This is a genomic window from Paenibacillus sp. BK720 (assembly GCF_011761545.1).
In the GTDB taxonomy this organism is placed as follows: Bacteria; Bacillota; Bacilli; order Paenibacillales; family Paenibacillaceae; genus Pristimantibacillus.
On record NZ_JAASRQ010000006.1, the window covers coordinates 402,677 to 416,845 of the forward strand.

The 14,169-nt window shown below is 54.4% G+C and carries 13 protein-coding genes; 4 read left to right on the forward strand and 9 right to left on the reverse strand.

Annotated elements, in window-relative coordinates; all coding sequences use genetic code 11:
• Positions 1 to 168 precede the first annotated feature (168 nt).
• On the forward strand, positions 169 to 1,059 hold the full coding sequence (locus FHT67_RS23565; protein ID WP_167201501.1) for a hypothetical protein: 891 nt from the start codon (positions 169 to 171) through the stop codon (positions 1,057 to 1,059).
• Positions 1,060 to 1,100: 41 nt separating this feature from the next.
• Here the strand turns inward: FHT67_RS23565 and FHT67_RS23570 are convergent, their stop codons facing one another.
• Positions 1,101 to 2,039, reverse strand: a complete 939-nt coding sequence (locus FHT67_RS23570; RefSeq protein WP_167201502.1) for an RNA polymerase sigma factor — start codon at positions 2,037 to 2,039, stop codon at positions 1,101 to 1,103.
• A gap of 173 nt (positions 2,040 to 2,212) precedes the next feature.
• Between FHT67_RS23570 and FHT67_RS23575 the strand changes: the two genes are divergently transcribed.
• The gene (locus FHT67_RS23575) at positions 2,213 to 2,851 is read left to right on the forward strand and encodes a DUF2306 domain-containing protein (RefSeq protein ID WP_132308319.1); all 639 of its coding nucleotides are present in this window, start codon (positions 2,213 to 2,215) and stop codon (positions 2,849 to 2,851) included.
• 71 nt (positions 2,852 to 2,922) lie between these two features.
• Positions 2,923 to 3,909, forward strand: a complete 987-nt coding sequence (locus tag FHT67_RS23580) for a GNAT family N-acetyltransferase (protein WP_132308317.1) — start codon at positions 2,923 to 2,925, stop codon at positions 3,907 to 3,909.
• A 149-nt stretch (positions 3,910 to 4,058) separates the two neighbouring features.
• On the opposite strand, the gene FHT67_RS23585 is transcribed toward FHT67_RS23580, so the two are convergent.
• The 3 genes from FHT67_RS23585 to FHT67_RS23595 all read right to left on the reverse strand — a co-directional run bounded on the left by FHT67_RS23585 (position 4,059) and on the right by FHT67_RS23595 (position 6,628).
• Positions 4,059 to 5,009, reverse strand: coding sequence for an SDR family NAD(P)-dependent oxidoreductase (locus FHT67_RS23585; RefSeq protein WP_167201503.1), 951 nt, complete (start codon positions 5,007 to 5,009; stop codon positions 4,059 to 4,061).
• Positions 5,010 to 5,124: 115 nt separating this feature from the next.
• Positions 5,125 to 5,646 (reverse strand): TetR/AcrR family transcriptional regulator, encoded by a 522-nt coding sequence (locus FHT67_RS23590; RefSeq protein ID WP_167201504.1) that lies wholly within the window; start codon positions 5,644 to 5,646, stop codon positions 5,125 to 5,127.
• 157 nt (positions 5,647 to 5,803) lie between these two features.
• Complete coding sequence (locus tag FHT67_RS23595; protein ID WP_167201505.1) at positions 5,804 to 6,628, reverse strand: SDR family oxidoreductase; 825 nt, start codon at positions 6,626 to 6,628, stop codon at positions 5,804 to 5,806.
• Between the two features lie 182 nt (positions 6,629 to 6,810).
• Here FHT67_RS23595 and FHT67_RS23600 point away from each other — a divergent pair, with 182 nt between their 5' ends.
• Positions 6,811 to 7,224 carry a MerR family transcriptional regulator gene (locus tag FHT67_RS23600; protein WP_167201506.1) on the forward strand — a complete coding sequence of 138 codons (414 nt, stop codon included), beginning with the start codon at positions 6,811 to 6,813 and terminating at the stop codon, positions 7,222 to 7,224.
• A 34-nt stretch (positions 7,225 to 7,258) separates the two neighbouring features.
• Here FHT67_RS23600 and FHT67_RS23605 read toward each other — a convergent pair whose 3' ends face one another.
• The 5 genes from FHT67_RS23605 to FHT67_RS23625 all read right to left on the reverse strand — a co-directional run bounded on the left by FHT67_RS23605 (position 7,259) and on the right by FHT67_RS23625 (position 14,167).
• A complete protein-coding gene (locus FHT67_RS23605; protein ID WP_167201507.1) occupies positions 7,259 to 9,214 on the reverse strand; it encodes a GTP-binding protein in 1,956 nt (651 codons plus the stop codon).
• Between the two features lie 35 nt (positions 9,215 to 9,249).
• Complete coding sequence (locus FHT67_RS23610) at positions 9,250 to 10,545, reverse strand: MFS transporter (RefSeq protein ID WP_167201508.1); 1,296 nt, start codon at positions 10,543 to 10,545, stop codon at positions 9,250 to 9,252.
• Positions 10,546 to 10,672: 127 nt separating this feature from the next.
• Positions 10,673 to 11,617 carry a phage baseplate protein gene (locus FHT67_RS23615; RefSeq protein WP_243867444.1) on the reverse strand — a complete coding sequence of 315 codons (945 nt, stop codon included), beginning with the start codon at positions 11,615 to 11,617 and terminating at the stop codon, positions 10,673 to 10,675.
• 153 nt (positions 11,618 to 11,770) lie between these two features.
• Positions 11,771 to 12,760: a phage baseplate protein gene (locus FHT67_RS23620; RefSeq protein ID WP_132308301.1), complete on the reverse strand. Its 990-nt coding sequence runs from the start codon at positions 12,758 to 12,760 to the stop codon at positions 11,771 to 11,773.
• Positions 12,761 to 12,853: 93 nt separating this feature from the next.
• Positions 12,854 to 14,167 carry an amidohydrolase family protein gene (locus FHT67_RS23625; protein WP_243867418.1) on the reverse strand — a complete coding sequence of 438 codons (1,314 nt, stop codon included), beginning with the start codon at positions 14,165 to 14,167 and terminating at the stop codon, positions 12,854 to 12,856.
• Between the last annotated feature and the right edge of the window lie 2 nt (positions 14,168 to 14,169).

The window sequence follows — 14,169 nt, forward strand, 5'->3', positions numbered from 1 at the left end:
CACCCCAGTTATCCTTTATACATACGAGAAGACGAATACCCTAAGACCTCCGCCCGAGAAAAGAACCTTCTTAAGGCCGCTCGAATTCTAGCCGCGGGTCCATTATCCCCTGTAAGCCATTTCCAGTAAATTTAAAGTATCCAATTTACAGGAAGGGATGCGGGTAGCATGCAAAGCTATGCGAATCAAGCAACAAAGCAGAAGCCGAAGCTGTTCGAGGGGGAGAAATGGCTTGTCCTGACCGGCCTTCTCGGATTTCTTCTTGCGGCATTTTGCGGGGTATGGACCCTTGCAAACGGAGGGGAGGTGGCTCCTGGAGGCGATGTTTCCAAGGCCTTTTCCTTTGACGCGGCCCTTGGCGCTTTTATTCTATCTACCGCCGCAATCGCGCCATTATCGGGAATGAAAGCCCGAAGCCGGGCGTTATTCCGGAGGGTATATATCGGGCTTGCTCTTTACTCTTATGGAGCGGAGACGATTCAAAATTTTCGCGGCGTCAATCCGAGATTCGTTGAAAGCGATTCGCTCTTCGACCAAACGGTGGGCAATATCTTTACGTTTGTCGCCCTCTTTCTCGTCTTGTTCTATCTGTATCTCGGCGTTCAGTTTTTCCGTGCCAAGGCCTATAAGCTTCGGCCCGAGCTGGCGCTAGGCGTGCGTTACGCCATGATTGCCGTCACGGTGTCTTTTGCCGCGGGCATCTGGATCTCGGCTAACCAAGGCAGATTCGTCGGAGTGGACGGCAACATCATCTGGCTGCACGGGCTTGGCTTCCATGCGCTACAGGCCGTGCCGGTTGTCGCTTGGCTTGTCGAGCGCTCCCGCACCAAAGCGCACAGTCTGATTCATCTGACCGGCATCACTTTTTTGCTTGGCTTGATCTCGATCGGATGGCAGACGATGAACGGTCATGCCCTTATGGAGTGGTCTCTTCTTCCGGCAGCGGCAATCATCTGCTTTATCCTTTCTATTACGGCCGGCGCAGTTGCGTTGCGCAAGGCCGCTCTCTCCGGTTCGCGTCCTAACAACGGCAATCGGAACAGACCTGCCCGTTTTTAACAATAAATAAGGGAGGTGCCGACCGGCAGCTCCCTTTTCTTTTACCGCCAATCGATATGAGGATCCTTCTGCAGCTGAAGCGGTATTCCCAGCTCCTTCGATGCCGCGGAGAGAAGCTCTTTGCAGAAATAATATCCTCTATGGTACACAATCTGATCCTTGTCGAACTCGTATTCATGAATATCATGCAGCTCCAGCCCTTGCGGGGTCTCCGCCTGGATAATAAAGACCCGCCTGCCCCACAGCCATTCCAGCGAGACATGCAGAGCGGGTCCTCTATGCCGAAGCGATCCCTCGAGCATCTCTCTCTTGGAATACTCCTGAAAGCCCGGCTGCGCGTCATTATGAACAGAATCACCCAGCATTTGCAGGAGAGGAACGGCCTCGCCCTCCCTTAAAGCCTGCAGCAGCTCCATTAGCAGAGGATTTGCCTGCTCATCCTTCTCCGTCCACTTCGGCTTGGGCGTCCCGTTGCGCAGCTGCCGAATGGCAACCCGTGCACGATGCAGCGCGGAATAGACCGAACCCTCCGTCATGCGAACCATTCCGGCCACGTCGGCCGCGCTAAAGCCAAATGCCTCCATGAGCAGAAATACCGCAATCTGGCGCGGAGGCAGATGCTGCAGCAGCGTTTCAACCGCTTCAATCGTCTCCAGAGGATCGACCGCCGATGCCGATTCGATCGCATCCGGTCCCGCGTACTGATCTATCTGCACCCGCCTTTTCCGGAGAGAGTCAATTCGCGCGTTTGTCGCGATCCGGAACAAGTAAGATTGATAGGCGATCGGATTCCGGATTTGCGTCATGGTGGCGAAAGCCTTCAGCATCGTCTCTTGGAACAGGTCTTCCCCTTCCCAAGGGGATCCCGTCAAATAACGGCAATACCGCCATAAGGACTGTCTATGCGGCAGCACCAACTCCTCAAACTTTTTATGCGCAGCGCGGGTCTCCTCGGCCACGGTTGTCGCGAAGTCAGACATCAAATCTCCTCCTAAGAAAAATTATCCTAAACATTTGCTTAAGCATTGTCTTATTTAAGACGTATCTGCGAAACGGAATCATACGGACGTTTTATCGTTTTTTTAGAAAGTTTTTAGAGCCCATAAATATCCGCCGGCTATAATAGGGTCATCAATCCCGAAGGAGCGTTCCGATGAAAAAAAGCTGGTGGATTCTGCTGTCGCTGTCTATCGCCATAATGCTGCCGTTTGTTATCCCGTACCTGACTTTAAATCCATCCAGCAGCCGTATTGAGGTTTCCTCAAGGATGCTGCAATATCCTGCCCTGGTCGGCCATATTATTCTAGCCTTTATAGCCATGCTTGCGGGATTCCTGCAATTTCACCGCACGCTGCGGCAGAACAGACCGTCCCTGCATACCCTTCTAGGCAAAGTGTACGCAGGCTCGGTTTTCGTAAGCGGCGGACTTGCCCTAATCGTGTCCTGCTACGAGCCCGACTTCGGCCGGACGTTATCCTTCCTCTTCCTCGATCTGCTGTGGCTGATCACGACAGCAATGGGGTATCGTTCCGCAAGGAAAAGAGACTGGCAGTCGCATAAGCAATGGATGATCCGAAGCTTCGCCATGACTTTAACCGCAGTCAGCGCGAGAGCCTTGGTGCCCCTCTTGATCCTCCTGTACCTGCTCCTGCACCGGTTCGCTCTGCCGGACGGCCGGATGGGAATGATCGAAGAGGTGCTGGACAATAACATATGGGCCGCCCTTATCGTAAATTTCGTAATCGTAGAGTGGTTCATCCGCCGGCCGCGGCGTGAGCAAATTTCGTTATAACAGAAATCTTCCAACCATTGGAATAAAAGGTATGCCATACTTGGATTATTCCAATAACGGTGGTGGTCAATATGAACTTTACAATCCGCAAGCTAAGGCAGCCCGAAGACTTTCAGGCCGTTGCGCCTCTCGTCAATCTGGTGTGGTCGGAACCAACAACGGCAGAACGGCTGCAGGAGGATGAGGACAAAATCCCTCCTGGCCAGCTTCATTATAACGAGCAAGGCGAGCTTATGGGCTGGGATCGTCCGAAGTGGGTGGCCGAACACGAGAATGGTCAAATCATCGCTTACGCCATAGCCTGGCGGGCGCCGTGGACCGAACCCGGCGCATTAATCCATACGTTAATCGTTCATCCCGAATTCCGCGGCAAAGGCGTTGGCACTGCCATTTACGGTGCCCTTCATGCCTGGGCGCAGGAGGTGAAAGCGTCACGTCTGATGAACTACAACATGAAGGAGACGGACGAGAGCTCTCTTGCTTTTGCAGAAAAGCGCGGCTATATCAGGGAACGGCTGACCTTTGAGTCCGTGCTGGATTTGGGGGAGTATGCCGCAGACGAGCGGCAGCTTGCTTCCATTGGCGATGCGGAGCGTTCCGGCATTCGCTTCGTTACGTTGGCGGAGGAGCCGGGCGAGGACAATGAGCGCAAGCTGCATGAGCTATACCAAATTACCCACCGCGACATTCCCGGCTATACGGGGGAATATCCGTGGTTCGAGGAATGGAAAAAATGGACCCTCGGCCTGCCCGGCGTTCGCCCGGAATGGATTCATATCGCCAAGGACGGCGAACGTTACGTTGGCGTGGTAAGTCTGCAGCATAACGAACAGACCGGGGCGATGTACCACGAATACACGGGCGTTCTGCCGCAATATCGCGGCCGCCGCATTGCCCTGGCCCTGAAGCTGTTAGGTATGCAATCCGCCAAGGCAGCCGGTGCTCCTTATCTCCGGACGCACAACGATTCGGCCAATATTCCCATGCTGCGAGTAAACCGAGATCTGATGGGTTTCCGTGCGGAGCCGGGCAGCTACAAGATCGTTTGTACGCTGTGACAATCATAAAAAGCGACTGTGCCCGGGAGCGCAGCGCCAATCTTGCCCCGTTCGTATGTCCTCCCGGCCCATCGGAGGGATAACGGGTACAGCCTTCTTTTATACCGGTAACGCGCGCAGCGGTGACTCCCCGTCACCGCTGCTTTGTTCTACTTCTTCAACCGGCCGATGGTCCCAGAAATCCCTCGTTCGAAGCCGGTTGCCTCGATTGGCCCGATGAACCGTTCATACTTCTCGCCGCTGAGGCGAAGCGGTTCGGTCGTCAGATACAGCATCTCCACAACCTCCTTCATAACGGGAACGAATAACCCGAGCAAGGACAAGCCGGCTTTGCCGAGCGGGAGAACAGCCTTCTTGCTGCCGCTCGCTTCGCGGGCGAGACGGACAATCTCATGACCGGATATAACATCGCCCCCCGGAATGTTCCATTCCTGGCCGTAAGCTTGATCCCGAAGCGAAATCTCGGCAATCATTTTCGCCGCGTCCGGCAGATAGACATATTCGCGCGGCACATTCATGTTCCCGATAAAAAAAGCTGTCTTGCCGGCCGCAATAGCCTCCAGCGTGGAACCGAGATAAGAAGCTTCATTGGCGGTTGGTCCATAATAGTCCGGCAGCCGGACAATAAGAGGACGAGCCCTGCGCCACTTGGCGTCAAACACCATTTCGGCAAACTTTAGACGCGTCCGCCCTTTGCGGGTATGCGGCTGCTTCGGATGCTCCTCGGTCACCAGCTCCATCTGCCGTTTTCCGTACGGGTAAATACCATCAATCACCACTACCTTGAGACCAAGGCGGTCTGCCGCCTCCATAACCGCTTCTCCAAGGGGAATAAGCCGCTCCTCCATCTCGTGGTAAGGAACATTCGCGCAATGGAACATCACTTCGGCGCCGCGGGATGCCTTCTCGACATCGTCCGCTTTGAAGGCATCCCCTACGGCCAGCGCCAGATTTGCCGGATGCCCTAATCTTGCCGCGAAATTTTCCAGCTTCGACCGCGATCGTCCAAACGCCACAACCGGAATTCCCCGGCTCGCCAATTCCTCCGTAATCGCAGCCCCTGTGCCGCCCGTCGCTCCAATAACAACCGCTTTTTTCATTCCTGCCACTCCTTTTTTATTTAGTGATTGATCAATCACTAATCTTTGATGAATCCACTATACCACTTTGTTAGTGATTGATCAATCACTATTTTGCAAAGGCTTGGCAGCCCCTTTATTTAACCATTAACTCCGGCATGCCGAGTGCCATCGAAATATTGCACAGCATGCCGCGCGCGAGGAACAGCATCGTTCTTTCCTCCGGATTCGCAAGCTTGCCGGCAGTAAACGCCTCCAGCACAATGCGGCGCACTTCCTTTAATCCCGTCTGCATCGCGGCACGAATAGGCTCCTCCTGCATGGTCTGGGCCTGCATCTGAAGCAGCGTCTCCTGCCGGTGGGCGGCTAAAATTTCTTCGTATGCTTCAATGAGCTCCCCTTCCAGCTGATCCGGCGCCGCTGTATCTACCACCCGGCTGAACGCTTCCGTAATTCTTTCCCAGGACACTTCAAGCGCTGCGAGCATTAAAGCTTCCTTCGTTGCAAAAAACTTGAATACGTAAGGCTGCGAGATCCCCGCCCGCTGCGCTACCTGCGCGGTAGTCGTCCGGTAATAGCCGGTCTCCGCGAATACTTCGATTGCCGCCGATATAATTTCCGTCCTTCGGTTTACGGACGTTGTATCGTTTTTCGCCATAAGTCTTTAACTCCTGTCAGCTGTATTTATTGATGAATCACTTATTAGTGTATCAAGCTTCATATACGCCAAGCAATATGCTATCGGTTATGGAGAAAAGCTCCGTTAAAAAAGACCCCTCCTGCTGTAACACAGGAAAGGTCCTCGCTTGCGCCGATTATTTACTGAAATAGTGTCCCTGCTCCAGATCCTCAAGCAGTCCGGGATGAACGGGCTTCCAGCCGAGCAGCTCCTGCGTCTCTGCACTGGATCTAGGAAAATCAAGCCCGGCGAGCATGCCAAGGAAACCGAAGTGGGCGGCGGCCTCCTCACGGGTAATGCTGCGTACCGGTACGTTCAGATGCCGCCCGATAACCGCAGCAATATCGCGGAACGGGATGCCTTCATCGCCAACGCCGTCGAGCCTCGAGCCAGCCGGCGCTGCTTCCACGGCCAGTCGGAACAAGGATGCCGCATCGATGCGGTGCACGGCCGGCCAACGGTTTGCCCCGTCCCCAATATACGCAGCGAACCCTTTCGTACGGGCAGTATGAATCAGATGGGGAACAAAGCCCTTATCCCGCTCTCCATGCACCGAAGGCGCAAGCGACACGATGGAGGTCCGTACCCCTCGCTCCGCTAATCCCAATACCACATTCTCCGATTCGATGCCGTTCGCGTGAGCGGTAATCACAAAAGGCTTGCCGGAGCCTTCAAGCACGGCCCCCATCGCCTCAACGGCGCGAAGATCCATGGCCAGCGAGCCGGCAAAATCCGAAAAGTCATGACGGAATGCCAAATGAATGACGCCATCCGCGGCAGCAGCGCCGCGCTGAAGGCTATCGAGATCTTCAAGAGTGCCAAGGTGTGCTTCTGCACCAGCTAATAAAGCCGCCCCTTTGTCCGAACGGGTAAGCCCAACAACCTGATGACCGCCTTCGATAAGCTCCCGAACAACCTCCGTACCAATGTAGCCTGTTGCTCCTGTTACGAATATACGCATAGTGGATCCCTCCCAAAAAAGAATTACCACACAAAGGATGAAGGAAAAATCACTTGTAGTGATTCTTGCTTCGAAAGCATTCGCTTTGTGTAATTGATTTGTCGAACAACTAAAGCATAAACTATAGAGTGAACTCTAAGGCAAGACCTCAATATCACAATTTCTTTTTGGGAGAGAAAACGATGAAAATTCAAGAATTAGCCGAGAAGATGGGCTTATCCGTCCACGCCGTCCGTTTTTACGAAAAGGAAGGCCTGCTCGACAGCCGTCATGTGCGGCGGGAGAAAAATAACTATCGCGCCTATACCGGCGAGGCAATCGAGCGGCTGCGGTTGATCAGAAAGTTCCAGGGGCTGGGATGTTCGTTGGCGGAATTAAAGGAGCTCTTTCAGGATCAGGATGCAAATGCAAAGACGCATCAGCAGATGATCGAATGGATGGAACTAAAGAAAGACGAGATTGAGCGAAAAAAAGCCGAATACGATCAGATCCTTGAAACGCTGGATTGGATGATCGAATACAGGAAGGCCTTAATGAAAGATCCCGAGAAGGCAGAAGCGATGCTCAAAGCCATAAAGGCCGTTTACCCTCACTGATAACTAAGGGGAAACGGCCTTATCGTCCTAGCAGCTAGAGCAAATGCATTTTTGCCTCCGCCTCATCCCAGGGCACCGCATAACCGGCCCCTTTCGCACAAAAGATAGACGATGACGTATACAAAGGGTCGGCATCCTTCCGGTAGCCTTTCCGCTCGATGACCTCCTGCTCGTTATGGCAGCGGTCGTAACCGGCGAAGACAAGCTGAATGCTGCCCCGGCCATGCGTGAAGGCGGCCAGCTCCGTGCTGTAATCCATAAATGTCGCGACAGGCACTCTGCCTGTAACGACCGCATGGGCCTGCGTGGTCTGAGGCGGATCGAACTGCCCGGACGCGCGCTGCAAATCCGACAACACCTTGCCTAAATGGTCCAGCTCAACCTTGATTTTATACTCGTAAAAGGGTTCAAGCAGCAGATTGCCCGCCTTCTCGAGCCCCTGCCTGAGCGCCCGGAAGGTTGCCTCGCGGAAATCGCCGCCATGCGTATGCTCGTTATGGGCGGCGCCCGTAAGCAGAGTCACTTGCACATCCGTCAGCGGACTGCCCGTCAACAGCCCATGATGCTCGCGTTCGAACAGATGCGTCTCGATCAAATTCTGATTGCCTATGCTAAGGTCATGCACGTGGGCAGCGTTCTTGAACGTGATGCCGCTGCCCCGCTTAGCCGGCTCCAAGAGCAGATGCACCTCGGCGTAATGCCGGAGCGGCTCGAAATGGCCGTAGCCTTTTACCGGACTCGAAATGGTCTCCTTGTACAAAATCTCCGGACTTCCAAACACCACGTCGAATCCGAAGCGGTCCTTCACCAGCTGCTCAAGCACTTCGAGCTGAATCACGCCCATGACGTGAATATGAATCTCCTGCAGAGTCTCCTCCCAGACAACGTTCAAAGACGGGTCCTCCGCATTCAGAAGACGGAATGCCGTCAGCACATCCTTCACGGGGAGGGCTTCGGAGAAAATAACCTTTGACGTCAGCGCAGGCACCAGATCATAGGACAGCTTGTCCGAATAAAGGCCTACGCCTTGTCCCGCGTCCGCTTCGGATAACCCGATAACGGCAAAAAGATCCCCGGCCGACACTTGATCTACCGCTTGCATTTTACTGCCGCTTACGAGCAGCAGCCTGGTTGCCTTCTCGCAGATTCGGCCGTCCCCGCCTCCGTAGCAGAGCTCTTCGCGAACTTTAAGCGTCCCGCTTAATGCTTTGACATAGGTTAACCGGGTACCGCTCTTGTCATGACGGATCTTATAGACTCGCCCACCGAAAGGACCCTGTCCGTTATAGTCGACCGTCGTAAGCAGATGAAGCTGCTCCAGAAACTCCTTCACGCCGGTATCCTGCAAAGCCGAGCCGCTAACGCAAGGATACAGCCTGCCGTTCTTCACCATGTCCCGCAAAGCTTGCAGCCAGAAGGCCTGATCGCCTTCGCCGGAGAGGAACGCATCGAGCAGCCGCTCATCCCTCTCCGCCAGACTTTCCGCTAACGGCTCTCCGACAATGCCGCCGGCAAAGCTGTCCGTTATCAGGCAAGCATCCGGCGTCAGATGCTGCCGAATCTCCTCCATTACGCGGTCAACGCCCGCTCCGGTCCGGTCGATTTTGTTGATAAAAAAGAAGGTCGGAACTTGGTGCTTGGTAAGCAGCTGCCAGACCGTTTCCGTATGTCCCTGCACGCCCTCAACGGCGCTCACGACCAGAACGGCATAGTCCATCACCTGGACGGCGCGCTCCATCTCCGGCGAGAAATCGACGTGTCCCGGCGTATCAATCAAGTAATAGGTAGCGCCGTTATAGGTCATAACAGCCTGATCCGCAAACACCGTAATCCCTCTCGCCCGTTCAATATCGTGGCTGTCGAGGTAGGCATCCTTATGGTCGACCCGCCCCCGCTCCCGTATGCTGTTCGTATGATAAAGAAGCTGTTCCGCCAGCGTGGTCTTGCCCGCATCCACATGCGCGAACATGCCAATCGTTACTTGCTTCATGCGAATCCCCTTGGTTTGATTTTGCCATTATCATATCACACCGGACGTTTCGATTGACCCGGCTCCTCTAAATTCTTCATGAACAAGGAAATGACAAAGGATACCGTTAGCAAAATAAGGGGAACCGCGCAGATCAGCACCCGGAATACGGTCTCCGGCTGCGACCCCGGCTCATCACCGCTCTGGTAGCCGTATATAAGACCGACAATCCAGAAAGCCACCGCCGCGATCAAGCCGCTGGACCGCGTAATAAAACCGGCTACCGCCGTATAAATCCCTTCTCTGCGCCGGCCGGTCCGCTCCGCGTCGAGGTCGATAATCCGGCCGCTTAGCATCGCCGGCGTAACAAGGAACCCCGCCATCCCAAAGCCGACCAGAATGCCGGCGAGAATACCGCTGCCAAGATTGCCCGCGAACCATAGCGGAATGACGGAAAGCCCGTAAACGGCAAGCGCCAGCCGCCAGCTGTGCAGCCCGCCAAGCCTGCGGGAGATCAAATACCAGACCGCGACCAGCGGAATAATGGAGACAAAGACGGCCCCCATCAGAATGGATACCTCCCCCTCCGAGATATGCAGGTTGTATTTCGCATAGAAAGGAAGCAGGGCGGCAAGCAAGCCGTTCACCGTCTGGGCGAAGGAGCCCGCTATATTAAAGATCCAGAACGGCTTATTCGTCAGCGTCTCCCGGAAGGCGGCAATGAGCGGAAGCGGCGCTTCCTGATGGGTGCTCTCCTTCTCGCGGACGGACAAAGCGAACCAGGTCATAAAAATACCGAATACAAGCGAATAAGCAACCGACATCCAGCCGAAGCCGATCCATCCGTAGAGAATGGGCGTCAGCGCCGTTCCGATCAGAATAGCGACTATCTGAAAGCCCTGCTGGACGGCCGATGCCTTCGCCCGAAGCCGGTCCCCTTCGAACAGCTCCGGAAACAGCGCTCCGTAGTTCACCCATAGGAGAGTTGCAATGCCTTCAAACAGAACAAGCGAAGTAAGCAGCCACACGAACAGCTCCGTATTGCCAAGTCCCTTCGGAACGGAGAAGACCATGATAAAGACAAGCATAAACGCCGGCGTTGAGAAAAAGATCCAAGGTCTGCGCCTGCCGTATTTCGTGCGGGTCCGGTCGGACAAATAACCGGCCATCGGGTTGTTGACCGCATCCCAGATGAGGTAGATGGTACGCGCAATCGTTGCGAGCCCAAGGCTGAGCCCCAGCTTTTCCACGTAGTAATAATTGAAAAAAGACGCAAAGGCTTGGCTTGGGACCATCATGGCGAACATTCCAAGCGCATAGGCCGTTGGAGAATTCAGGAACCTCTTGCTCACCGCTTGTTCCCTCCCTATTGCCGAAGTAAAGCTACCTTACGTCTTATGCGGCGTGTCCTCCGGATATGCAAACAGGGCTGCCGCCGCAGCAAATTGCTTACGGGGCAGCCCTGTTTTCGTGAATGGCTTAGAATAGGCTGTCGGCTACGTAGTACACCTTCTGCGTATCCTTCTTATTGTCCGGATCTGTCACGATGGTGAAATAGACATTGCCGTTTTTCGTTTGTACGCCTTCGATTTCGTGGGTTCCTACGTTTGTAATATTTACGAGTGTCTTATAAGTACCGGTGCTGGACATCGAAGCAATGCGCGGCGTCTCGCCTTCCGCCCCGCCCGACGTGTAGATCTCCGTATTCGAGAGCATGTCCATGCCTTGGAACGATCCGTTTGGCCGGACGATATCGCTGCCCGATTGGGTAAAGCTCGTCACGCAGGCGCTAATCGCTTCCGCGCTGTCCATCCTTACCTGTTCGCTGCTGCCTAGCAGCTTGTTCAAGGCTGCCGTATCGTAAATGGACCATGTAACCGTACCTTCGACGGTTTGTACGCGGAAAATCGTATAGTCGCTGTTGCCGCCGGCATCGACGCGATAGGTATCGCCTAATCTCGCGCCGGTCTTATCGGCATAGTTCATATAAGTAAATCGGTGAAGATCGGTATAGTCGTAAGTCGCGCCCGAAGAGTATTGCAGCCGGGCTACCTGGAGCGACCAGTTATACGTGGTGGACGGATCCGCCTTGGAGCTGAAATAGAAGTAGTCGATATCGTTGTAGGTGTACATATCCAGCGTCTGGCCGTGCCCGGCGTCCGTAATGGTCATCTCGTCGACATAAGTAGCCGTGGTTCCGCTCATAAGCAGTCTCGACAGATACACCGTTCCCCCGGAGCGTTGGGTGACGTAAAGATACTTGGAAGCGATGTAGGTCTTCTGAACAGCCAGGTTGTGGTTAAGCCCTTTGAGACTGTAAGCGAGAGTAGCCGATGCATTGACGGTTTTTCCGGGACTTGCCGCAAAGGCGGGCAGTACGACGGTGCCACACAGAAGGATGGCGAGAACGACGGAAGCAAACATTTTGAAAGACCTGCTTTTGAGACCCGATGCGTAAAGCGGCAGCATAAAATATCCCTCCAAGATCATTATGGTTTCCCAGAAGATTATCGAGGAGGGAGATCGCGTTTGAAATAGTCTGGACGAACCAATAAATGTTAAAAGATTGTGATGCCTTTAAAATTTGCTTTCCGGCACATAGTACACCTTCTGCGTGTCTTTCTTGTTTTTTGGATCCGTTACGATCGTGAAGTAAACCCTGCCGTTTTTCGTCTGCACCCCTTCGATTTCATGTTTCCCCACGTTCGTGATCTTGACAAGGGATTTGTATGCGCCTGTTTGGGACATGAAGGCAATGCTCGGCGTTTGCCCTTCCGCCCCGCCTGACGTAAAGATCTTCGTATTGCTTAGCATATCCATGCCTTGAAATGATCCGTTTGGCCGGACGATATGGCTTCCCGATTGGGTAAAGCTGGCCACGCAGGCTTTTTTAGCCGAGGCGCTGTCCATCCGCACTTGCTCGCTGCCGTCCAACAGCTTGTTTAAGGCCGCCGTGCTATAGATGGACCATGTCACGCTGCCTTGAGAGGTCTGCACGCGGAAAATGGTGTAATCGCTGTTCCCCCCGCCGTCCACGCGATAGGTATCGCCTAATCGTTTGCCCGTCTTATTCGCGTAGTTCAAGTAGGTGAAGCGGCGAAGATCCGTGTAATCGTACTTCTTGCCCGCCGAGTATTTAAGTCGGGCTACCTGAAGCGACCAATCGTAAGACGTGGAAGAGTCCGCCTTTGAACTGAAATAGAAGTAATCGATATCCTTGTAAGTGTACATATCCAGCGTCTGGCCGTGACCGGAATTCGTTATCGTCATCTCGTCGACATAAGTGGCGGTGCTGCCCTTCATGAGCAGTCTCGACAGATACACCGTTCCTCCCGAACGCTGGGTGACGTAAAGATACTTGGATGCGATGTAGGCCTTCTGGACGGCCAGGTTATGCTTCAGACCTTTCAGGCTATAGGCGAGAGTAGCCGATGCGTTGACGGTTTTGCCCGGACTAGCCGCAAAGGCGGGCATAACGGCTGCGCCAAACAAAAGCACGGCAAGAAAGATGGAGACAACCATTTTGAACGGCCTGTTTATAAAGCTCAGCTTCTGAGCGTGAATCATTCCAGATCCCTCCTCAATAACGATTACATCCGATTATCAAGGAGAGGAGCATGGTTTTGAATAGTCGCGTCGGCCTAAAATTTGGTTAGAATTTTATAATCTTACTTCTGTTTCACGGCTTGGCAATGCCATATCGCCGCCCTCCGCATGCAGCAGCTTCGTCATGGCTGGCGCGGTTTCCGCGGCCAGCAAGCCCAGACGGAACACATAACGGGGAGCAGACCGGGTACGGATCAGCTCAGCCGCGTCAGCGGCATCAAACAGCAGGAAGGAGGCCGGATCACCGACTCGCGGCACTCCCTGTTCAAAGCCGTAGCCAACGATCCCCATTGCTTTTGCCCCGCCGTACGTGATCATGCCGGCTATATCGTTCAGCTCCCGGCGGCCGCACATATGGGCCAGATGGGCGGCCATATGCGCCGCATCAAGCGGATTTCCCGTTCCAAGCGGATAAAAGGGGGTACGGATATCATCATGCGCTAAAGCTACGTTAACTCCGGCCCGGTGAAAATCCTGAATCCTCGTAATACCGCGTCCCTTCGGAGACGCATCATAACGGCCCTGCATAACGCTGTTGATCAGCGGGCAGGCCACAATGGAGAGGCCCGATTGCTTCACCAGTCCAAGCACCTTCTGAAAATAAGGCTCATTGTAATAAGCCGCGGCATTGGCATGAGCGGCCGTCACCTTGGCGCCGAGACCGGTCTCTATGGCAAGAGCAGCGCATACTTCCAGGTACCGCGAGGCTTCGTCGTCGGTCTCGTCGCAGAAAACATGCAAGTAAGCGCTGTAGCGCTCCGCAAGAGCAAAGGCTTTGCGCAGGCTTGATACCCCGTCCTCGCGGGTCCGTTCCAGATGCGGAACGGCGGATACTCCGTCCGCCCCAAGCCGCAGCGCTTCCTCCAGCCTTGCTTCGTTTTCCGGGCAAGCGATTAGTCCGTCCTGCGGAAAAGCGATCACTTGCATAGACATGCGGTCCCGGTATTTCTCCTTCAGCTCCAGCACCGCGCGCAGCGCCGTCAGCTTCGGATCTCCAATGTCAACCATTGCGCGCAGATGAAGCACGCCATAACCGGTAAACAGCTCCAGCGTACGCTCCGCTCTGGCAAGGACATCTTCGCGGTTCAGCTGCTTTTTGCGGGAGGTCCATACCGAGATGCCCTCCGCCAGCGTTCCGCTTTCATTCCAGACCGGATCGCCCGCCGTTAAGGTCGTATCCAGATGCACGTGCGATTCAACAAAAGGAGGCAGCAGCAATCTGCCCTGCGCGTGAAAGACCTTATTGGCGGCGGCCCCGGCCAGCTTGCCGACTGCCGTTATTTTGCCGCCCTTAATGCCCAGATCCGTTAAGCTTTCGCTGCCTGGCAGCCTAACCCCGGAAACAAGCAAATCAAATGGTATCGTCATCG

Bases quoted from the DNA above. Each gene is read 5' to 3' on its own strand.
- FHT67_RS23565 (WP_167201501.1), top strand. From the start codon at position 169: ATGCAAAGCTATGCGAATCAAGCAACAAAGCAGAAGCCGAAGCTGTTC.
- FHT67_RS23570 (WP_167201502.1), bottom strand. From the start codon at position 2,039: ATGTCTGACTTCGCGACAACCGTGGCCGAGGAGACCCGCGCTGCGCAT.
- FHT67_RS23575 (WP_132308319.1), top strand. From the start codon at position 2,213: ATGAAAAAAAGCTGGTGGATTCTGCTGTCGCTGTCTATCGCCATAATG.
- FHT67_RS23580 (WP_132308317.1), top strand. From the start codon at position 2,923: ATGAACTTTACAATCCGCAAGCTAAGGCAGCCCGAAGACTTTCAGGCC.
- FHT67_RS23585 (WP_167201503.1), bottom strand. From the start codon at position 5,009: ATGAAAAAAGCGGTTGTTATTGGAGCGACGGGCGGCACAGGGGCTGCG.
- FHT67_RS23590 (WP_167201504.1), bottom strand. From the start codon at position 5,646: ATGGCGAAAAACGATACAACGTCCGTAAACCGAAGGACGGAAATTATA.
- FHT67_RS23595 (WP_167201505.1), bottom strand. From the start codon at position 6,628: ATGCGTATATTCGTAACAGGAGCAACAGGCTACATTGGTACGGAGGTT.
- FHT67_RS23600 (WP_167201506.1), top strand. From the start codon at position 6,811: ATGAAAATTCAAGAATTAGCCGAGAAGATGGGCTTATCCGTCCACGCC.
- FHT67_RS23605 (WP_167201507.1), bottom strand. From the start codon at position 9,214: ATGAAGCAAGTAACGATTGGCATGTTCGCGCATGTGGATGCGGGCAAG.
- FHT67_RS23615 (WP_243867444.1), bottom strand. From the start codon at position 11,617: ATGTTTGCTTCCGTCGTTCTCGCCATCCTTCTGTGTGGCACCGTCGTA.
- FHT67_RS23620 (WP_132308301.1), bottom strand. From the start codon at position 12,760: ATGATTCACGCTCAGAAGCTGAGCTTTATAAACAGGCCGTTCAAAATG.
- FHT67_RS23625 (WP_243867418.1), bottom strand. From the start codon at position 14,167: ATGACGATACCATTTGATTTGCTTGTTTCCGGGGTTAGGCTGCCAGGC.